The organism is Salmonella sp. SSDFZ69 (assembly GCF_004010755.1).
Taxonomy (GTDB): domain Bacteria; phylum Pseudomonadota; class Gammaproteobacteria; order Enterobacterales; family Enterobacteriaceae; genus Salmonella; species Salmonella enterica.
Window position 1 is genome coordinate 2,043,854 of sequence record NZ_CP034831.1, and the last position, 20,636, is coordinate 2,064,489.

General features: G+C 52.6%; 21 protein-coding genes. 13 read left to right on the plus strand and 8 right to left on the minus strand.

The features are described 5' to 3' along the window. Positions 1-11 precede the first annotated feature (11 nt). From EOS98_RS10110 to rnd, 5 genes are all read left to right on the plus strand, one after another. Complete coding sequence (locus EOS98_RS10110; protein ID WP_000128807.1) at positions 12-1,922, plus strand: ATP-dependent DNA helicase; 1,911 nt, start codon at positions 12-14, stop codon at positions 1,920-1,922. Between the two features lie 57 nt (positions 1,923-1,979). Further along, entirely contained in the window at positions 1,980-2,675 is a 696-nt protein-coding gene (gene tsaB, locus EOS98_RS10115) for a tRNA (adenosine(37)-N6)-threonylcarbamoyltransferase complex dimerization subunit type 1 TsaB (protein WP_020898843.1), read from the plus strand. Between the two features lie 71 nt (positions 2,676-2,746). Then, positions 2,747-3,328, plus strand: a complete 582-nt coding sequence (locus EOS98_RS10120) for a Slp family lipoprotein (RefSeq protein WP_000290594.1) — start codon at positions 2,747-2,749, stop codon at positions 3,326-3,328. 204 nt (positions 3,329-3,532) lie between these two features. Next, positions 3,533-5,218 (plus strand): long-chain-fatty-acid--CoA ligase FadD, encoded by a 1,686-nt coding sequence (gene fadD / locus EOS98_RS10125; RefSeq protein WP_001532413.1) that lies wholly within the window; start codon positions 3,533-3,535, stop codon positions 5,216-5,218. 72 nt (positions 5,219-5,290) lie between these two features. Then, the gene (gene rnd / locus EOS98_RS10130) at positions 5,291-6,418 is read left to right on the plus strand and encodes a ribonuclease D (RefSeq protein WP_001109124.1); all 1,128 of its coding nucleotides are present in this window, start codon (positions 5,291-5,293) and stop codon (positions 6,416-6,418) included. Between the two features lie 121 nt (positions 6,419-6,539). Here rnd and minE read toward each other — a convergent pair whose 3' ends face one another. From minE to minC, 3 genes are read right to left on the minus strand one after another with little or no spacing between them, the layout of a single operon-like run. Continuing rightward, entirely contained in the window at positions 6,540-6,806 is a 267-nt protein-coding gene (gene minE / locus EOS98_RS10135) for a cell division topological specificity factor MinE (protein WP_001185666.1), read from the minus strand. 3 nt (positions 6,807-6,809) lie between these two features. Continuing rightward, the gene (gene minD, locus EOS98_RS10140) at positions 6,810-7,622 is read right to left on the minus strand and encodes a septum site-determining protein MinD (RefSeq protein ID WP_000101047.1); all 813 of its coding nucleotides are present in this window, start codon (positions 7,620-7,622) and stop codon (positions 6,810-6,812) included. Positions 7,623-7,645: 23 nt separating this feature from the next. Then, positions 7,646-8,353, minus strand: a complete 708-nt coding sequence (gene minC, locus EOS98_RS10145) for a septum site-determining protein MinC (RefSeq protein ID WP_126524023.1) — start codon at positions 8,351-8,353, stop codon at positions 7,646-7,648. Positions 8,354-8,478: 125 nt separating this feature from the next. Here minC and EOS98_RS10150 point away from each other — a divergent pair, with 125 nt between their 5' ends. From EOS98_RS10150 to EOS98_RS10170, 5 genes are all read left to right on the plus strand, one after another. Continuing rightward, a complete protein-coding gene (locus EOS98_RS10150) occupies positions 8,479-8,772 on the plus strand; it encodes a YcgL domain-containing protein (protein WP_001525604.1) in 294 nt (97 codons plus the stop codon). Between the two features lie 49 nt (positions 8,773-8,821). Beyond that, the gene (locus tag EOS98_RS10155) at positions 8,822-9,481 is read left to right on the plus strand and encodes a fumarylacetoacetate hydrolase family protein (protein ID WP_001519895.1); all 660 of its coding nucleotides are present in this window, start codon (positions 8,822-8,824) and stop codon (positions 9,479-9,481) included. A 92-nt stretch (positions 9,482-9,573) separates the two neighbouring features. Beyond that, positions 9,574-10,020, plus strand: coding sequence for a YcgN family cysteine cluster protein (locus EOS98_RS10160; RefSeq protein ID WP_001285703.1), 447 nt, complete (start codon positions 9,574-9,576; stop codon positions 10,018-10,020). A 351-nt stretch (positions 10,021-10,371) separates the two neighbouring features. Next, on the plus strand, positions 10,372-10,509 hold the full coding sequence (locus EOS98_RS10165; protein WP_001519337.1) for a hypothetical protein: 138 nt from the start codon (positions 10,372-10,374) through the stop codon (positions 10,507-10,509). Between the two features lie 191 nt (positions 10,510-10,700). Next, complete coding sequence (locus EOS98_RS10170; RefSeq protein WP_001083582.1) at positions 10,701-10,874, plus strand: GnsA/GnsB family addiction module toxin; 174 nt, start codon at positions 10,701-10,703, stop codon at positions 10,872-10,874. 71 nt (positions 10,875-10,945) lie between these two features. Here the strand turns inward: EOS98_RS10170 and EOS98_RS10175 are convergent, their stop codons facing one another. The 3 genes from EOS98_RS10175 to nhaB all read right to left on the minus strand — a co-directional run bounded on the left by EOS98_RS10175 (position 10,946) and on the right by nhaB (position 13,612). Continuing rightward, positions 10,946-11,287: a DUF1971 domain-containing protein gene (locus EOS98_RS10175; protein WP_061371951.1), complete on the minus strand. Its 342-nt coding sequence runs from the start codon at positions 11,285-11,287 to the stop codon at positions 10,946-10,948. A gap of 108 nt (positions 11,288-11,395) precedes the next feature. Beyond that, positions 11,396-11,926: a disulfide bond formation protein DsbB gene (gene dsbB / locus EOS98_RS10180; RefSeq protein ID WP_000943475.1), complete on the minus strand. Its 531-nt coding sequence runs from the start codon at positions 11,924-11,926 to the stop codon at positions 11,396-11,398. Positions 11,927-12,067: 141 nt separating this feature from the next. Then, positions 12,068-13,612 (minus strand): Na(+)/H(+) antiporter NhaB, encoded by a 1,545-nt coding sequence (gene nhaB / locus EOS98_RS10185; RefSeq protein WP_000406439.1) that lies wholly within the window; start codon positions 13,610-13,612, stop codon positions 12,068-12,070. 219 nt (positions 13,613-13,831) lie between these two features. Here nhaB and fadR point away from each other — a divergent pair, with 219 nt between their 5' ends. Continuing rightward, positions 13,832-14,551 (plus strand): fatty acid metabolism transcriptional regulator FadR, encoded by a 720-nt coding sequence (gene fadR, locus EOS98_RS10190; RefSeq protein ID WP_000234826.1) that lies wholly within the window; start codon positions 13,832-13,834, stop codon positions 14,549-14,551. Positions 14,552-14,597: 46 nt separating this feature from the next. Here the strand turns inward: fadR and EOS98_RS10195 are convergent, their stop codons facing one another. Then, the gene (locus EOS98_RS10195) at positions 14,598-16,130 is read right to left on the minus strand and encodes a SpoVR family protein (protein WP_000190832.1); all 1,533 of its coding nucleotides are present in this window, start codon (positions 16,128-16,130) and stop codon (positions 14,598-14,600) included. Between the two features lie 322 nt (positions 16,131-16,452). Here EOS98_RS10195 and EOS98_RS10200 point away from each other — a divergent pair, with 322 nt between their 5' ends. Together EOS98_RS10200 and dadX are read left to right on the plus strand one after the other, a co-directional pair. Beyond that, positions 16,453-17,751, plus strand: a complete 1,299-nt coding sequence (locus EOS98_RS10200; protein ID WP_001266938.1) for a D-amino acid dehydrogenase — start codon at positions 16,453-16,455, stop codon at positions 17,749-17,751. 13 nt (positions 17,752-17,764) lie between these two features. Continuing rightward, complete coding sequence (dadX, locus tag EOS98_RS10205) at positions 17,765-18,835, plus strand: catabolic alanine racemase DadX (RefSeq protein ID WP_000197903.1); 1,071 nt, start codon at positions 17,765-17,767, stop codon at positions 18,833-18,835. 61 nt (positions 18,836-18,896) lie between these two features. On the opposite strand, the gene EOS98_RS10210 is transcribed toward dadX, so the two are convergent. Next, positions 18,897-20,630, minus strand: a complete 1,734-nt coding sequence (locus tag EOS98_RS10210) for a potassium/proton antiporter (protein ID WP_000338376.1) — start codon at positions 20,628-20,630, stop codon at positions 18,897-18,899. Positions 20,631-20,636 lie beyond the last annotated feature (6 nt).

The following is a 20,636-nucleotide window of genomic DNA, read 5'->3' on the forward strand; positions in this document are numbered from 1 at the left end:
CAGGGGGCAGTGTGACGGACGATTTTGCAGCAGATGGCCAATTGGCCAAAGCGATAACTGGCTTTAAACCGCGCGAACCACAGCGGCAAATGGCGGTTGCCGTGACACAAGCGATTGAAAATGCGCAGCCTCTGGTTGTTGAAGCCGGCACCGGAACCGGGAAGACCTATGCTTACCTCGCTCCGGCGTTGCGCGCCGGGAAAAAAGTCATTATTTCGACCGGGTCGAAAGCGTTGCAGGATCAACTCTACAGCCGCGATCTGCCGACGGTAGCAAAAGCGTTGGCGTTTACCGGTAAGACGGCCCTGTTGAAAGGACGTTCAAACTACCTCTGCCTGGAGCGGCTGGAACAACAAGCGCTGGCGGGCGGCGATTTACCGGTACAAACGTTAAGCGACGTGATATTGCTGCGCTCCTGGTCAAATCAGACGCGGGATGGCGATATCAGCACCTGCGTCAGCGTGGCGGAGGATTCCCAGGCCTGGCCGCTGGTCACCAGTACCAACGACAACTGCCTTGGCAGCGATTGCCCGCTCTACAAAGAGTGCTTTGTGGTGAAAGCGCGTAAAAAGGCGATGGACGCGGATGTGGTGATTGTAAACCACCACCTTTTTCTTGCGGATATGGTGGTTAAAGAGAGCGGGTTTGGCGAACTTATCCCTCAGGCTGAAGTAATGATCTTCGATGAAGCCCACCAACTGCCTGACATCGCCAGCCAGTATTTCGGACAATCGCTCTCCAGCCGTCAGTTGCTGGATTTAGCAAAAGACATCACCATCGCCTACCGGACGGAACTGAAAGACACTCAACAGTTGCAAAAATGCGCCGATCGCCTTGCCCAGAGCGCCCAGGATTTTCGTCTGCAACTGGGGGAGCCCGGCTACCGGGGAAATTTGCGTGAACTGTTAGCCGACTCACGTATCCAACGGGCATTTTTACTGCTGGATGATACGCTGGAGCTTTGTTACGACGTGGCGAAACTGTCGTTGGGCCGTTCGGCGTTGCTGGATGCGGCTTTTGAACGCGCCACGCTATACCGTTCACGGCTGAAACGCTTAAAAGAGATCAATCAGCCGGGATACAGCTACTGGTATGAGTGCACCTCGCGCCATTTCACCCTGGCGCTGACGCCGCTCACCGTGGCGGACAAATTCAAAGAGGTGATGGAACAGAAACCCGGTAGCTGGATTTTTACCTCGGCCACGTTGTCGGTAAATGATGATCTTCACCACTTTACCGCCCGTCTGGGAATTGAACAGGCAGAATCCATGCTACTGCCCAGCCCATTCGACTATACGCGCCAGGCGTTACTCTGCGTACCGCGTAACCTACCGCAAACCAACCAGCCCGGCGCGGCGCGACAGTTGGCGGCTATGCTCAGGCCGATTATTGAAGCCAATAACGGGCGATGTTTTATGCTGTGCACCTCACACGCCATGATGCGCGATCTGGCGGAGCAGTTTCGCGCCACCATGACGCTGCCAGTATTATTGCAAGGGGAAACCAGTAAAGGCCAACTGTTACAGCAATTTGTTAGCGCCGGCAACGCGCTGCTCGTCGCCACCAGCAGCTTCTGGGAAGGGGTGGACGTGCGCGGCGATACGTTATCGTTGGTGATTATCGACAAATTGCCGTTTACCTCCCCGGACGACCCGCTGTTAAAAGCGCGAATGGAAGACTGTCGTTTGCGCGGCGGCGATCCGTTTGATGAGGTTCAACTGCCCGACGCGGTGATTACGCTGAAGCAGGGAGTAGGGCGGCTGATTCGCGATGCGGACGATCGCGGGGTGTTAGTGATTTGTGATAACCGGCTGGTGATGCGGCCCTATGGCGCCACGTTTCTCGCCAGCCTGCCTCCTGCGCCGCGCACGCGTGATATCGCCCGTGCCGTTCGCTTTCTTGCGATTCCATCCGCCGAGTAATTTGTTACGGAGTATGGTAAGATGCGCGCTATTTTATTGATCTAAGCACGAAACCTCATGCGAATTCTGGCTATCGATACCGCCACAGAGGCCTGTTCTGTCGCCCTGTGGAACAACGGTACTATCAATGCTCACTTTGAGCTTTGTCCACGAGAACACACTCAACGTATCCTGCCCATGGTGCAGGAGATTCTGGCCGCCGGCGGCGTCTCGCTCAATGAGATAGATGCGCTGGCGTTTGGGCGCGGTCCGGGCAGCTTTACCGGCGTGCGTATCGGCATTGGCATTGCGCAAGGGCTGGCGTTAGGGGCAAATCTGCCGATGATCGGTGTTTCGACGCTTGCCACGATGGCGCAGGGCGCGTGGCGTAAAACCGGCGTGACCCGCGTACTCGCTGCGATTGACGCGCGGATGGGCGAAGTGTACTGGGCGGAATACCAGCGTGATGCGCAGGGCGTCTGGCAGGGCGAAGAGACGGAAGCGGTGCTGAAACCGGAACGGGTCGGCGAGCGGTTGAAACAGCTTTCCGGCGAGTGGGCGACGGTAGGAACGGGTTGGTCCGCCTGGCCCGATCTGGCGAAGGAGTGCGGCCTGACGCTTCATGATGGGGAGGTGTCGCTCCCGGCAGCGGAAGATATGTTGCCCATCGCCAGTCAAAAGCTGGCGGCAGGAGAGACCGTTGCCGTGGAACATGCCGAGCCGGTTTATTTGCGTAACGAAGTGGCGTGGAAGAAACTTCCCGGCAAAGAATGACTCTCACTACTATTACCCCCCATACTTTATGCTGTGGGGTGGAATAGAGGTCGAGAAAAAGGAGTCGCATCATGGCGGTTCAAAAAAGGTTAATAAAAGGGGCGCTGGCGTGCGCTTTCGCGCTTATGCTGAGTGGTTGCGTGACTATCCCGGATGCCATTAAAGGTTCGAGTCCGACGCCGCAGCAGGATTTGGTGCGGGTGATGAATGCGCCACAACTCTATATCGGGCAAGAGGCGCGTTTCGGCGGTAAAGTTGTGGCGGTACAAAATCAGCAGGGAAAAACCCGGCTTGAAATCGCGACCGTACCGCTCGACAGCGGCGCGCGTCCTGTTCTGGGCGAAGCCTCGCGCGGCAGAATTTTTGCCGATGTGAACGGTTTTCTGGACCCGGTGGACTTCCGTGGCCAGTTAGTTACCGTTGTCGGCCCGATAACCGGCACGGTTGACGGTAAAATCGGCAATACGCCGTATAAATTTATGCTGATGCAGGCTACCGGCTATAAACGCTGGCATCTTGTTCAGCAGGTCGTCATGCCTCCACAGCCGATCGATCCGTGGTTTTACGGCGGACGCGCCTGGCCTTATGGCTATGGCGGTTGGGGATGGTATAACCCTGGACCCGCGGAGGTTCAGACGATAGTAACAGAGTAACCCTTTGTTTTATCAATAAAAGAAACAGCGGCTGGTCCGCTGTTTCTGCATTCATAGAGACATAATAAAAATAAATAGTGACGCGCTTCGCAACCTTTCAGTTGCGTAATTAATAAACTGGTACGCTGAGTTAATATAATGTTAACGACTTGTTTATTAACTGGGGTTGTGATGACGACGAACACTCATTTTAGAGGTGATGCATTGAAGAAGGTTTGGCTTAACCGTTATCCTGCTGATGTTCCGGCGGAGATCAACCCTGACCGTTATCAATCCCTGGTTGAACTGTTTGAACATGCGGCGACGCGCTATGCCGATCAGCCTGCGTTCGTCAATATGGGGGAGGTAATGACCTTCCGCAAATTAGAAGAACGTAGTCGGGCATTTGCGGCTTATTTACAACAAGGGCTGGGACTCAAAAAAGGCGACCGTGTGGCGCTGATGATGCCAAACCTGTTGCAGTATCCTGTCGCGCTATTTGGTATTTTACGCGCCGGCATGATTGTGGTGAACGTTAACCCGCTTTACACGCCGCGCGAACTTGAGCATCAGCTTAACGATAGCGGCGCGGCGGCAATCATTATTGTTTCTAACTTTGCCCATACGCTGGAAAAAGTGGTCGAGAAAACGTCGGTACAGCACGTTATTCTGACGCGGATGGGCGACCAGCTTTCTACCGCCAAAGGTACGGTTGTTAACTTTGTCGTGAAATACATCAAGCGTCTGGTGCCAAAATACCACTTGCCAGATGCGATCTCGTTTCGCAGCGCGCTACAGCATGGCTACCGTATGCAGTATGTCAAACCCGAGGTTGTCGCTGAAGATCTGGCTTTCCTGCAATATACCGGCGGTACGACGGGCGTGGCGAAAGGCGCGATGTTGACCCACCGCAATATGCTGGCGAATCTGGAGCAGGTGAAAGCGACCTATGGGCCGCTGCTGCACCCGGGGAAAGAGCTGGTAGTGACCGCGCTGCCGCTGTATCACATTTTTGCCTTAACCATGAACTGTCTGCTTTTTATCGAGCTGGGTGGGCAAAACCTGCTGATTACCAATCCGCGTGATATCCCCGGCCTGGTCAAGGAGCTGGCGAAATATCCATTTACGGCGATGACTGGCGTTAATACGCTATTCAACGCTCTGCTCAATAATAAAGAGTTTCAACAGCTGGATTTTTCTTCGCTGCATCTGTCAGCCGGCGGCGGGATGCCGGTACAAAATGTCGTTGCGGAACGTTGGGTAAAGCTGACCGGGCAATACCTGCTGGAAGGCTACGGGCTGACCGAGTGCGCCCCGCTGGTGAGCGTCAACCCGCATGATATTGATTATCACAGCGGCAGTATCGGCCTGCCAGTACCGTCAACAGAAGCCAAACTGGTGGATGACGATGACAACGAAGTCGCGCCGGGTGAGGCCGGAGAGCTTTGCGTGAAAGGTCCGCAGGTTATGCTGGGATACTGGCAGCGTCCTGACGCGACGGATGAAATCATTAAAGATGGCTGGCTGCATACGGGCGATATTGCGGTTATGGATGAAGAGGGTTTTCTGCGGATTGTCGATCGTAAGAAAGATATGATTCTGGTTTCTGGTTTTAACGTTTATCCAAACGAAATTGAAGATGTGGTGATGCAGCATTCTGGCGTGCAGGAAGTCGCGGCGGTTGGCGTGCCTTCCGGTAGTAGCGGCGAAGCGGTGAAGCTTTTTGTGGTTAAGAAAGATCCGGCATTGACTGACGATGCGTTGATCACCTTCTGCCGTCGCCATCTGACCGGATATAAGGTGCCCAAACAGGTCGAGTTTCGCGAGGAATTACCAAAATCTAACGTTGGGAAAATTTTACGACGAGAACTGCGTGACGAAGCCCGTGGCAAAGTAGACAATAAAGCCTGAGCGTTAAGTCAGCTAACGAGAGACGCCGGTTAAGCCGGCGTTTTTTTTGGCGCGAACCAAAGAGAACACGATTTGAATTACCAAATGATTGAAACGGACGATGCGCTGGCGAGCCTGTGTGAGGCTGTCCGCGCATGTCCGGCTATTGCTTTAGATACGGAATTTGTCCGTACCCGCACCTATTACCCGCAGTTAGGATTGATCCAGTTATTTGACGGGGCAAATGTCGCCCTGATCGATCCGCTCGGCATCAGCGACTGGTCGCCGTTAAAAGCGGTGTTGCGCGATACGGGAATCACCAAATTTCTGCACGCGGGTAGCGAAGATCTGGAAGTATTTCTGAATGCGTTTGGCGAACTGCCGGAACCCCTGATTGATACGCAAATCCTGGCGGCGTTTTGCGGGCGCCCGCTGTCGTGGGGGTTTGCGGCGATGGTAGAAGAGTATACGGGCGTGGCGCTGGATAAAAGCGAGTCTCGTACCGACTGGTTAGCCCGGCCTTTAAGCGAACGTCAGTGTGAATATGCGGCGGCGGATGTCTGGTATCTGTTACCGATCGCCAAAAAGCTGATGATTGAAACTGAAGCCGCAGGATGGCTGCCTGCCGCGCTTGATGAATGCCGATTGATGCAGCAGCGTCGTCAGGAGATTCAGGCGCCGGAAGAAGCATGGCGGGATATCACCAATGCCTGGCAACTGCGTACCCGCCAGTTAGCCTGTCTGCAACTTTTAGCTGACTGGCGGCTACGTAAGGCGCGTGAGCGCGATATGGCGGTGAACTTTGTTGTGCGTGAAGAAAATCTGTGGGCGGTCGCGCGTTATATGCCGGGCAGTCTCGGTGAGCTGGATAGCCTGGGGCTTTCCGGCAGCGAGATTCGTTTTCACGGCAAGACGTTGATATCGCTGGTGGCGAAAGCACAGGCATTACCGGAAGAGGCATTGCCGGAACCCCTGTTGAATCTGATGGACATGCCGGGCTATCGCAAAGCGTTTAAGGCCATCAAAGCGCTGGTGGCGGAGGTGAGCGCGTCGCATCACGTCAGCGGCGAGCTACTGGCATCGCGTCGGCAGATTAATCAGTTGCTTAACTGGCACTGGAAATTAAAACCGCAAAATGGGCAACCGGAATTGATTTCCGGCTGGCGTGCCGAACTGATGGCGGAGAAGTTAACTCTTCTGTTGCAGGAGTACCCGCGTTAACGGCGGTAATTGCCGGGAAAACGGCCAGTGAAATAAATGTCCGTATTCGGAATAATGTAAAAAAATAAAAAAGGCAGATTCTTCTGCCTTTTTTAATCCAGGAATTTTCCCATAAAAGAGCTTATTTTGACTCTTCGGCTTCCGGCAACGTTACGTTAAGTTCAAGGATGGAGATATCACCATCTTTTTGCTCAAGCTGGACGGTAACCATTTCCGGATCGATTTGTACGTATTTACAAATGACCTCAAGAATATCTTTACGTAACTGCGGTAAATAATGCGGTTCGGCATCGCTACGGCGACGTTCCGCGACAATGATTTGCAACCGCTCTTTTGCAATATTAGCGGTACTCTTTTTCCGCGAGAGAAAAAAATCCAGTAATGCCATAATTTATCCTCCGAACAGGCGTTTGAGGAAACCTTTCTTCTCTTCTTCAATGAAGCGGAAAGGACGTTCTTCTCCCAACAGACGATCTACGGTATCTGCATAGGCTTTACCCGCATCCGCAGTGGCGTCAAGAATCACCGGTTCGCCCTGGTTCGATGCGCGCAGTACGGATTGATCTTCCGGGATCACCCCGACGAGTTTAATACGCAGAATCTCCAGTACATCTTCCATGCTGAGCATGTCGCCTTTATTGACGCGGCCTGGATTGTAGCGCGTCAACAGGAGATGTTCTTTAATCGGTTCTTCGCCATTTTCTGCGCGACGAGATTTCGATGCCAGAATACCCAGAATACGGTCCGAGTCACGGACAGAAGAGACTTCCGGGTTAGTCGTGATGATCGCTTCATCGGCAAAATAGAGCGCCATCAGCGCCCCGGTTTCGATACCCGCCGGCGAGTCGCAAACGATGAACTCAAAGTCCATCGCTTTCAGTGAGTCCAGTACCTTAGCGACGCCTTCGCGCGTTAGCGCGTCTTTATCCCGGGTCTGCGACGCCGGAAGAATGAAGAGATTTTCAGTACGCTTATCTTTGATCAGCGCCTGATTCAGTGTCGCATCGCCCTGAATGACGTTTACAAAATCGTAAACGACACGACGTTCGCACCCCATAATCAGATCGAGGTTACGCAGTCCGATATCAAAATCAATGACGACAGTTTTCTTTCCCTTCTGGGCCAAACCTGTAGCGATGGCCGCGCTGGAGGTGGTCTTGCCAACGCCCCCTTTACCCGAAGTAACAACAATAATGCGTGCCATAAAAATTCCTTGTTAAAAAGGGATCAATTCAACGGTTGAACTGTCAAAGCGTTGTCTGCTAAACGCAGGCGCGCCGCTTTGCCATAAAATTCTGCCGGGATTTTATCACTCAGCCAGTAAACACCTGCGATAGAGACCAGTTCTGCCGTCAGATGGGTACAAAAAATTTGCGCTTCCCGATCGCCGCTCGCTCCTGCCAGCGCGCGACCTCTCATCATGCCATAGACATGGATATTGCCGTCAGCGATAAGCTCTGCGCCAGCGCTGACGTGACTTGTAACAATCAGATCACATTGTGGAGCATAAATGCGCTGACCGGAACGAACCGGAACATCAATTAATCGCGTTTTTGTGATGGGATTAGCGTTTTGCGGCGGTTCGCTGGGCGTTGCCGGCTCAACGGGCGCAGGCCGAACCGCTTTCTCTTTACCTTCAGTCAGTAAAGGAAGACCCATCCGATCGATTTCTACTTTCAGGCTGGCGTCTTTACAGCCGCTCACGCCGATAATGCGTAAGCCGGTTGAGATCACGATCTTATGCAGTTCCGGCCAGTTTACCGGACTTTCAAGACCGCTAACGTTAATAACGACAGGGGCGTGTTTTAAAAACGCAGGAGCCTGCGCTATTTTGTCTTCTAACGCCTGACGAATAACCTCTGGTTCCGCTTCATGCAAATGAACCACTGATAAGGTGAAGCTACTGCCTTTAAGCTCGATTGGCGTGTTTGACATCCTGGCCTTACTCAATTTGCTATTTATCATCTCCGATACGGAGTGATATTCCGAAGTCCAGAAGGCATGTTATAGTCAGTATTATATTGAGGCAAGTCACCATCCCGTTAATTCAGAGTAAAAGTATGTTTTGTGTGATCTATAGAAGTAGCAAGCGCGATCAAACCTATTTGTATGTCGAAAAAAAAGACGATTTTTCGCGGGTGCCTGAAGCGTTGATGAAAGGATTCGGTCAGCCGCAGTTAGCGATGATGCTGCCGCTTGATGGACGTAAAAAATTAGTCAATGCCGAGCTCGAAAAAGTAAAACAGGCGTTAAGCGAGCAGGGCTATTATTTACAATTGCCGCCGCCGCCGGAAGATTTGCTGAAACAACATCTTTCTTCGGTGGGACAAAATACGTCGCCCGCTGACCGTTAAACGGTATTCGGCGCCGCGCCTGAATTCCATCATGATCTTAGGGGAAAATATGTATCAACATCGTAACTGGCAAGGCGCCTTGCTTGATTACCCGGTAAGTAAAGTGGTCTGCGTGGGCAGTAATTACGCAAATCACATCAAGGAGATGGGCAGCGCGACGCCGGAAGAACCCGTGCTTTTTATCAAGCCGGAAACCGCATTGTGTGATATTCGCCAGCCGCTGGCGATTCCGGCGGATATGGGGGCTGTTCATCATGAAGTTGAGCTTGCTGTGCTGATTGGCGCAACGCTCCGCCAGGCGACCGAAGATCATGTACGTAAAGCGATAGCCGGTTATGGCGTGGCGCTTGATTTAACCCTGCGCGATATTCAAGGGAAAATGAAAAAGGCAGGACAGCCCTGGGAAAAAGCCAAAGGTTTTGATAACGCATGTCCGATTTCAGGCTTCATCCCTGTCGCGGCCTTCTGCGGCGATCCGCAAAATACGGTTATCGGACTTAACGTTAATGGCGAGGTTCGCCAGCAAGGGTCGACCGCGGATATGATTCATCCTATTGTGCCTCTTATCGCCTATATGAGCCGCTATTTTACGCTCAAAGCCGGGGACGTGGTGCTAACCGGCACGCCGGCAGGCGTGGGGCCATTATTAAGCGGCGATGAGCTGGACATTCGTTTTAATGGCGAAACGTTGTCTACCCGCGTTCTGTAAAATCTGCTTGCCGCCTTCAGCGGCGGTAAAACTTGCATCTGCAGGCCAGACTGGTTATAAGGTGCAGCTTTAGTGCAATGGCGGATACTTTAATGAGCGATACACCTTTCTGGCAACGTAAAACCCTGGATGAAATGACCGATGCCGAGTGGGAGTCGCTGTGCGATGGCTGCGGTCAATGCTGCCTGCATAAGCTGATGGATGAAGATACAGATGAAATTTACTTCACCAACGTGGCGTGCAGGCAATTAAATATCAAAACGTGCCAGTGCCGCCATTATGAGCGCCGTTTTGAATTTGAACCCGACTGTATCAAACTCACTCGCGAAAACTTGCCAGACTTTGAATGGTTGCCGATGACCTGCGCCTACCGTTTGTTGGCGGAAGGTAAGCCCTTGCCGACGTGGCATCCGCTGCTGACTGGATCGAAAGCCGCTATGCATGGCGAGCGAATTTCTGTCCGTCATATCGCGGTTAAAGAATCCGAAGTACGGGACTGGCAGGATCATATTTTAAATAAACCGTCGTGGGCAGAATAAGTCTTCGGCAAAACGGCTGATTGTTTACAATTCTTTAATTTACGCCGGGCGGCCCCTGAAATCAGGAATTGCGTGCAAATTCCGTCACCTGGCGTTATCACTGCCTTCTATTCTTCCCTGACGCGCCTTGTCGCTGCGCTCGCGCACGTATGGCGGCGACTCTATACTTTCAAAGCAGTATATCGCTGCCTATCCTGAGGAGTTACCCCATGAATAACCAACCGTTGCGCGTTTCAAAGGATCAGCCCAGGAAGCCTGATAAGACACCCGAAGACGAAGGAAAAAATCCAAAGAAAAACCAAAAGTAGTGCTGTAGGGTATCTTTAATAACTATGGTTCGTTGGAGGCTTTATGTCTGAACGTCCTGATTTAGTCGATCCATTACCAGAGGATGAGCCGCTTCCTGGTGAAAATATTCCGGATACGCCAGAGGGAGACGATCCTCTCGACCCGGATACCCAGAATGAGGTTGAAGATCCTCGTAGATAGCGTCTTGTGCTATTAACCAACCGCCTGATGCACTGTTTGTGCCAGGCGGTTTTTTACATCTTCTAAAGCGAAACATCCTGATAATCCTCAGAAAGATAGCCTATAATTTTTTGTACGTTAAAATAGTAGCGCGTCCATGACGACACTGTCTTATTGCGCTTAGCCGTTTGCGAGTTCAAAGGAGGAAATCAATGAACAGCGAAGAGTTGACACATAAAGCAGAAGAGGAAATCGCGGCACTCATTAGCAAAAAGGTCGCCGAACTACGGAAGAAAACCGGGCAAGAGGTTTCCGAAATAGAGTTCGCGCCGCGAGAAACGATGAAAGGGCTTGAGGGATACCACGTTAAAATTAAACTACTCTAGCGTTTAATTAGCGCCATTAATCACCTGGCCACTGGGCGGGACGCCGCCCAGTGGTGACTGGTTTACCGATGTCAGGCTTTTTTCTGTTGATACATTTCCTCGACCTGATGGTCTTCCTCTACCCAAAAATGAATGTTGAACCGCGCATCATCGCTCAGCTCTACCCGATGCCAGTATTGCGGCGGACTGGTGGCGAATTGCCCGGCATTAATCACCACTTTCACTTCTGGTTCTGTCGCGGTTTCATTCGCAAAGCCATAGTAGGTCACGGTGCCTTCCATCACGCAGAGTTGTCCGAAAACGCCTGCCGCTGTGTTGTGATGAGAGAGCAGTGCCGCCGGAACATTCTCTTTGGTGAAAAAGGGGGTAGAGCGTTTAACTTTCCAGTTTGCCGGGATGCGTAAGTGGGACATAAGACATCTCCCTGATGTGGTGATTAAAAGATGTATTTAATATACGCCTTTTAATCACTGGCAAACAACGCTTCGGGCAAAAAAAACGCTCCCGAAGGAGCGTGTGTATCAACGACCGAACAGGTCGCGTTTTTTAGGCTTAAATGCCTGGGCTATGACGACGGCTATCGCCACCACAAGGTAAGCGGCAAAGATCCCCAACAGCCATTGCGGCATCTCCAGCGTTAAAAACGACCACTGGCGCTCGGCGCAATCACCGGATGCCACAAACACCTGCGGCAGCCATTTACCCAACGGCAACCAGTCTGGAAAGCGCGCCATAAAGTCACAGGTCATGAACGGCGAGGGATGCAACTGAATCATCGTATGTTCATACGCCAGTTGTAGACCCCGCCAAGCGCTGTAAATCCAGATAACCATTGCCACGTATCGCAGCGGCGTTTTCGGCGCTATTGCGCCGACCAGACCCGCGCCCATCACGCCAAACAGGGCGCAACGTTCGTAAATACATAGCACGCAAGGTTTAAGTAACATGACGTGCTGGAACCACAGCGCCACCATTTCCAGCGCCAGGGCGGTAAACGCCATCAGTAACCATGCGCCCCGACCCCGTGAGCACTGGTTTAAAAATCGCAACATAATAATTTCCCTGCAACATGCGTAGAGACCGCAGTGTAAACCAATTCAATTCGTGCGCCACTAGCGGGAAATGAAATAATGTGTAATTGGATAATTATCAGGCAAAAATCGGAGCCGGGCGGTGTATTGCCCGGCCAAACGTTACGAAAGCGTTGCTAACCATCCTGCCTGAGTCATCCATTCGGTGACCGGCGCAAGAGTGAATTCGACGCACAGTAGCCCTATCAGGGTCAGTACGATAGTGTACGGTAACGCCATCCAGACCATACGGCCATAGGAGAGACGGATTAACGGCGCCAGCGCGGAGGTCAGCAGGAATAAGAATGCCGCCTGACCATTTGGCGTCGCTACCGATGGCAGGTTAGTACCGGTATTGATGGCCACAGCTAACAGCTCAAACTGTTTTAAGCTGATAGCGCCGTTTTCCATTGCCGCCTTCGCTTCGTTGATATAAATGGTGCCGACAAAGACGTTATCTGAGATGGAGGACAACAGGCCGTTAAAGAGATAGAACAGCGTTAGCTGCGCGTGTTCAGAGGCTTGCAAGACGAACTGAATAATCGGCGCGAAAAGATGTTGATCGATAATAACCGCCACAATAGAGAAGAAAACGGTTAACAGCGCAGTAAACGGCAGCGACTCGGTAAACGCTTTGCCGATGGCGTGTTCATCGGTGACACCCGTTAACGCGGTGGCCAGAATAATGACCGACAGACCAATCAGTCCCACCTCCGCGAGATGGAGGGCGAGTGCGGTAACCAGCCAGACGCCAATAACCGCCTGGACTATTAGTTTAATTTTATCCTGGCGGGTGCGCTTCTTACGGCTTTGATCGTCGAATTGCTGCAAGACGTCGCGGACTTTTTCGGGCAACGTTTCGCCATAGCCAAACCAGCGCATTTTCTCGACCAGCATACAGGTTAACAGTCCACATACCAGTACCGGGACGGTGACAGGCGACATCCGCAAAAAGAAGTCGCCGAAATGCCAGCCAGCCGCTTTAGCGATGATCAGGTTTTGCGGCTCCCCGACCATGGTCATGACGCCGCCCAGCGCCGTCCCCACGCCTGCATGCATCATCAGACTACGCAAGAATCCGCGGAATTGCTCCAGCACCGTTTTGTAATGCGGATCGATATGGCTGTCGTCCAGCATATCGTTCTCTTCGCCGCGCGATGAGGCCACACGATGGTAAATCCCGTAAAAACCGACGGCGACGCTGATCACCACCGCAACGACGGTAAGCGCGTCAAGGAAAGCCGACAAGAATGCGGCGGCGACGCAAAAGGCCAGCGACAGAACCATCTTCGAGCGGATACTGAGTAACAGACGGGTAAAAATAAACAGCAATAACTGCTTCATAAAGTAGATGCCTGCCACCATAAACATCAGCAGCAGCAAGACTTCCAGGTTGGCGGCAACCTCTTCACGTACATGGGCGGCGCTGGTCATACCGATGATAACGGCTTCAATGGCCAGTAACCCGCCGGGCAGCAGGGGGTAACACTTTAACGCCATCGCCAGAGTGAAGATAAACTCTGCCACCAGCAGCCAACCGGCAATAAAGGGATTAGCTAAGAAAATGAATGGGTTAACAATTAAAAAGACAAGTAGTGCCAGTTTGTACCAGTCGGGCGACTGGCCTAAAAAGTTGCGCCACATGGCGCGACCCCATGAGATCTCCATGAAATTTTTCCTTACCTAGAAAAATGAAATAGCGTTTTTATGTTTAAACACAGAGAGTAGCGAGCGTGACGAATGCAAGCAAGTCCTTAACGATATTGGCAGGCGATATCAGAAATGGTGCCTTGATCCCCTTTTTCTTCATTGCGTCCGCTATCAGGTGTTACGCCCGTCTGGTATGATGAGTACAACTATGTTTTGCTGTGTAATGGAAATCTCACTATGGTCATTAAGGCGCAGAGCCCGGCGGGTTTCGCGGAAGAGTATATTATTGAAAGTATCTGGAATAACCGCTTTCCTCCTGGCACGATCTTACCGGCAGAACGAGAACTCTCCGAACTGATCGGCGTGACGCGCACGACATTACGCGAGGTGTTACAGCGGCTGGCGCGAGATGGCTGGCTGACCATTCAGCATGGCAAACCGACAAAGGTTAATAATTTTTGGGAAACGTCAGGGCTGAATATCCTTGAAACGCTGGCCCGCCTTGATCATGAAAGCGTTCCGCAACTGATCGACAATTTGTTGTCGGTGCGTACCAATATTTCTACTATCTTTATTCGTACCGCATTGCGTCAACACCCGGATAAGGCGCAGGAAGTGCTGGCCACTGCCCACGAAGTGGCCGACCATGCCGATGCATTCGCCGATCTGGACTATAACATCTTTCGTGGTCTGGCATTCGCCTCCGGCAATCCTATTTACGGCTTGATCCTGAACGGCATGAAAGGGTTATACACCCGCATTGGTCGCCACTATTTCGCCAATCCGGAAGCGCGCAGTCTGGCACTGGGTTTCTATCATAAATTATCGTCGTTATGCGAGCAGGGCGCGCACGACCAGGTGTATGAAACGGTGCGGCGTTATGGGCATGACAGCGGCGAGATTTGGCATCGGATGCAGAAAAATCTGCCCGGCGATTTAGCGATTCAGGGACGATAATCCCGCGATGCCCGGTAGACGCAAACACTACCGGGCAGCATCTCGATTACAGCGTGTTCATGCGCGGCGGACAACGCTCCAGCAGTTCTACGCTGCCATCCTCATTTTGTTGCTCCAGCATCACATCAAAGCCCCATAACCGATGCACATGTTTCAGCACCTCTTTGCGGCCTTTATCCAGCGGCGCGCGGTTATGCGGGATATAACGCAACGTCAGCGATCTGTCGCCGCGTAAATCCACATTCCAGACCTGAATATTCGGCTCCAGGTTGCTCAGGTTATACTGTGACGACAGTTTTGATCGAATCTCCCGATAACCTTCTTCGTTATGAATGGCGGAGATCTCCAGATAATTATGCCTGTCATCATCAAGTACCGTGAAGAAACGGAAATCACGCATCACTTTTGGCGACAGGAACTGACTGATAAAGCTTTCATCTTTAAAATCGCGCATGGCGAAGTGCAGCGTTTCCAGCCAGTCGGAACCGGCAATATCCGGAAACCAGTATTTATCTTCATCCGTGGGCGACTGACAAATACGTTTGATATCCTGGAACATGGCAAAGCCGAGCGCATAGGGGTTAATTCCGCTATACCAGGGGCTATTATAGGGCGGCTGAAATACGACATTGGTATGGCTGTGTAAAAACTCCAGCATAAAGCGTTCCGTCACTTTGCCTTCATCATACAGATGGTTCAGGATGGTGTAGTGCCAGAAGGTCGCCCAGCCCTCGTTCATGACCTGCGTCTGTTTCTGCGGATAAAAATACTGGCTGACTTTACGCACGATGCGCAGAATTTCGCGCTGCCACGGCTCGAGCAACGGGGCGTTTTTCTCCATAAAATAGAGCAGGTTTTCCTGCGGTTCAGCAGGAAAGCGGCGTGCTTCGGCGACAGTTTTTTCTTCCTCGCGTTTTGGCAGCGTGCGCCACAGCATATTCACCTGGCTTTGTAGATACTCTTCCCGGCTTTTTTGTCGCGCTTTCTCTTCCTGCAACGAGATTTTCTGCGGGCGCTTATAGCGATCGACGCCGTAATTCATCAGCGCGTGGCAGGAGTCGAGCAGTTTTTCTACTTCATCCACTCCGTAGCGTTCTTCACAGCGGGTAATGTAATTCCGGGCGAAAATCAGGTAATCGACGATAGAGCTGGCATCCGTCCAGCTCCGGAAGAGATAATTATTTTTAAAAAAGGAGTTGTGGCCGTAACAGGCGTGCGCCATGACCAGCGCCTGCATGGTGATGGTGTTTTCTTCCATCAGGTAGGCAATGCAGGGATTAGAGTTGATCACAATTTCATAAGCCAGTCCTTGTTGACCATGCTTATACAGACGTTCCGTCTCAATGAACTTTTTGCCAAACGACCAGTGCGGATAGTTGATCGGCATCCCGACGCTGGAGTAGGCGTCCATCATCTGTTCGGAAGTGATGACTTCAATTTGGTGCGGGTAAGTATCCAGTTGGTAGAGTTTCGCAACGCGGTCTATCTCTGCCAGATAGACATCCAGCAGATCAAATGTCCAGTCGGGTCCATCGCTCAAACGTGTGGTGTCCTTGTTCATGGAATCAATCGTTGCCATTCGCGCACCCTCATTGTTGGCGACGCTCTCTGTATGGAGCGCCTCCTTTCAAGCATAGAACACCATGTTAAAAAACGACTTGATCGTGAAAACTTTTCTTTGCGATTTCCTCCACATTGAACGGCAAAAAAACGGGTATTGGCATCATTTTATGCTGTATAGCCATGCCGCGTAGCAGGAGATCCCAAACCAGTGGGATCGCTTGTCTTTAGGGTATATGTGAAGCACGTCACCATAAAAAAGTCATATGTTGAATAATATTTTCATCTGGGTTATCAAGATGTAATCAGAAGATTGTTCTTTTACTATTAACGGAGTGGCTATGCGAGTTGTCATCCTGGGGAGTGGCGTAGTTGGCGTGACCAGCGCCTGGTATTTGAGTCAGGCGGGGCATGATGTCACCGTCATCGATCGCGAATCCGGCCCGGCGCAAGAAACCAGCGCGGCGAATGCCGGACAAATTTCACCGGGATATGCGGCGCCCTGGGCGGCCCCTGGCGTACCGCTGAAGGCGATAAAATGGATGTTCCAGCGCCATGCGCCGCTGGCGGTGCGTCTGGATGGCACCCCGTTTCAACTGAAGTGGATGTGGCAAATGCTGCGTAACTGCGATACCCGGCATTATATGGAAAATAAAGGCCGCATGGTGCGTCTGGCGGAATATAGTCGCGACTGCCTGAAAACGCTACGCGCCGCGACCGGTATCGAATATGAAGGCCGCCAGGGGGGAACGCTACAACTCTTCCGTACCGCGCAACAGTATGAGAACGCCACCCGTGATATCGCCGTGCTGGAAGATGCCGGGGTGCCGTATCAGCTCCTGGAATCCAGCCGACTGGCGGAAGTTGAACCCGCTCTGGCTGAGGTTGCGCATAAATTAACCGGCGGGCTGCGCTTACCGAATGATGAAACCGGGGACTGTCAGCTCTTTACCCAGCGTCTGGCGCGCATGGCGGAGCAGGCGGGCGTAACCTTTCGCTTTAATACTCCCGTGGAAAAATTACTGTACGAAAATGATCAGATTTACGGCGTGAAATGCGCCGATGAGATCATTAAAGCAGATGCGTATGTCATGGCGTTTGGATCGTATTCGACGGCGATGCTTAAAGGCATTGTTGATATCCCGGTGTATCCGCTGAAAGGCTATTCATTAACCATCCCAATCGTCGAGCCAGACGGCGCGCCGGTATCGACGATTCTTGATGAAACCTACAAAATCGCTATTACGCGTTTTGATAAGCGTATTCGCGTGGGGGGAATGGCGGAAATCGTGGGCTTTAATACCGACTTACTGCAACCGCGCCGCGAGACGCTGGAGATGGTTGTGCGCGATCTTTTTCCGCGCGGCGGTCATATTGAGCAGGCCACATTCTGGACCGGCCTGCGCCCCATGACGCCGGACGGCACGCCGGTAGTAGGACGCACCCGTTATAAAAATCTGTGGCTTAATACTGGACACGGCACCTTAGGCTGGACGATGGCCTGCGGTTCAGGCCAGTTGTTAAGCGATATCTTGTCGGGTCGTACGCCAGCGATACCCTACGACGATCTGAGCGTGGCGCGATACCGTTCCGATTTTACGCCCACCCGCCCGCAACGTTTGCATAGCGCGCATAACTGATAAAGGAAGTGAAATGACCCGCCCTATACAGGCCAGCCTTGATTTACAGGTAATGAAACAAAATTTGGCTATTGTGCGCCGGGCGGCCCCGGAGGCGCGCGTCTGGTCGGTAGTGAAAGCCAACGCCTACGGCCACGGTATTGAACGCGTCTGGAGCGCGCTGGGCGCCACAGATGGTTTCGCTATGCTCAACCTTGAAGAGGCGATTACCTTGCGTGAGCGCGGGTGGAAAGGGCCGATATTGATGCTGGAGGGGTTTTTCCATGCGCAAGACCTGGAGGCGTATGACACTTATCGGCTGACCACCTGCATCCACAGTAACTGGCAGTTGAAAGCGCTGCAAAATGCGCGGCTTAACGCGCCGCTGGATATCTATGTCAAAGTCAACAGCGGTATGAACCGACTCGGTTTTCAGCCTGAGCGGGCGCAGACCGTCTGGCAGCAATTGCGGGCAATGCGCAATGTCGGTGAAATGACCCTGATGTCACATTTTGCTCAGGCCGATCATCCGGAAGGTATCGGGGAGGCGATGAGACGTATTGCGCTGGCGACAGAAGGCCTGCAGTGTGCATACTCGTTATCAAATTCGGCAGCGACGCTGTGGCATCCCCAGGCGCATTATGACTGGGTCAGGCCGGGCATTATTTTGTACGGCGCGTCGCCGTCAGGACAGTGGCGGGATATTGCCGATACCGGACTAAAACCCGTGATGACGCTGAGTAGCGAAATTATTGGCGTGCAGACGCTGAGTGCGGGTGAAAGGGTAGGCTATGGCGGAGGGTATTCTGTGACTCAGGAACAACGTATTGGCATCGTCGCGGCGGGTTATGCCGATGGCTATCCACGCCATGCGCCGACCGGGACGCCTGTGCTGGTGGACGGTATCCGTACCAGAACAGTAGGCACCGTTTCAATGGATATGCTGGCGGTGGATTTGACGCCGTGTCCGCAGGCGGGAATCGGCACGCCGGTTGAATTATGGGGCAAAGAAATTAAGGTCGATGATGTCGCTTCTGCGGCAGGCACGCTGGGCTATGAGCTACTGTGCGCCGTAGCGCCGCGCGTGCCGTTTGTGACAACGTAACCTGACTCAGGCTAAGGCGTCGACCGGTCCACCGGGGGCGGGTCGACGTTGTCCGGCGACCTTATTCTGCTTCGTCTTCGGCGACGCGTACCCCAATCTTGCGTACCACGTTATCTTCTTTTTCAGCTACCGTCCAAATCATGCCGCCAAACTCCACCTGATCGCCGACGACCGGCGCAGCGCCCAGCAGTTGCTGTATGATTTCACCCAGGGTTTGTTGTTTATCCCGGTATTCCGTTCCTTCTTCCAGCCCGTAGATAAGCGCCACGTCGGCGAATTTCGCATTCGCTTCGAGGATAAAATCGCCAAAGAAACGCTGATCTAACGAAACCGGCGGCGACTGGCTAAACAATTTGCCCAGCGCTGGCAGATCGCGCTCCCGGCCAATCACGCAGAGTACGTCGCCTTCCTGCAGGCGAGTGCTACCCGTGGGGTGAAACAGTTCATTATTGCGAAATAGCGCGGCAATGCGGGTTTCGTTCGGCATATGCAGGTCGCGCAACGCCGCGCCGACGCACCATTTGTCGGCGCTCAACTGATAGATGAATTGCTCCCACGGATTATCAGGATGGATGTCAAGCCCCACGCGCGATACTGGCCAGCCAACCGGAGGCACGACCACTTTGGCTCTCTTCGCCGCCCATGACAGCGATGTTCCCTGCAGGAGCAGCGACACCAGTACCACAAAGAAAGCGACATTAAAGAACAGGCGAGCGTTTTCAAGCCCGGCCATCATCGGGAAAACGGCGAGAATAATCGGCACCGCGCCGCGCAGTCCGACCCAACTGATGAAAATGCGCTCCCGAAGATTGAAGCCGCGAAAAGGCAGCAGGCCGGTAAACACCGACAATGGGCGGGCGAAGAAAATCATCCAGATAGAGAGAATAAGCGCAGGGACGGCAATCGGCCACAGATCGGAAGGCGTCACCAGCAGTCCCAGGACCAGGAACATGGCGATCTGCGCCAGCCAGGCCAGTCCGTCAAAGTTTTGCAGGATGCCGTAACGGTTGCGAATCGGACGGTTTCCTAACAGGAATCCGCACAGATAGACCGCGAGAATGCCGCTGCCTTCAAGCGCGGTCGTCAAAGCAAAAATCAGAATACCGCCGCTGAGCGCCAGCATCGGATACAGGCCGCTGGGCAGAGAAATACGGTTGATCATCTGCTGTAGCAGGTAACCGCCGCCGAGGCCAAAAACAATACCGAGACCGAACTGCTGGATAATATGGACGGCAAACATCCAGTCCAGGCCGGTTTCATGTTTCTGGATCATCTCAATTAATGTAATGGTCAAAAAAACGGCCATCGGGTCGTTACTTCCCGATTCGATCTCCAGCGTGGAGCCTACACGTTCGTTTAGCCCTTTGCCGCCAAGCAGAGAAAAGACCGCTGCGGCGTCAGTGGAACCGACTATCGCGCCGATAAGCAGACCTTCGATAAGATCCAGATGAAACAGCCAGGCGGCCATCATACCTGTTAACCCCGACGTGATCAGTACGCCGAGCGTCGCCAGCGACAGCGCGGGGCCCAGCGCTACCCGGAAAGAGCTGGCCTGGGTGCGCATGCCGCCATCGAGTAAAATAATCGCCAGCGCCAGGTTACTGACCATATAAGCGAAAGGATAATTATCGAAAGGAATACCGCCAATGCCATCCACACCCGCTAACATCCCAATGGCGAGGAAAATGACCAGAATCGGGATACCCAGTCGCGATGAGAATGAACTTAACAGGATACTGCTGGTTACAAGGATGGAACCTAAAATAAATAGACTAATAATTGTTGCAGCATCCAACGTTTT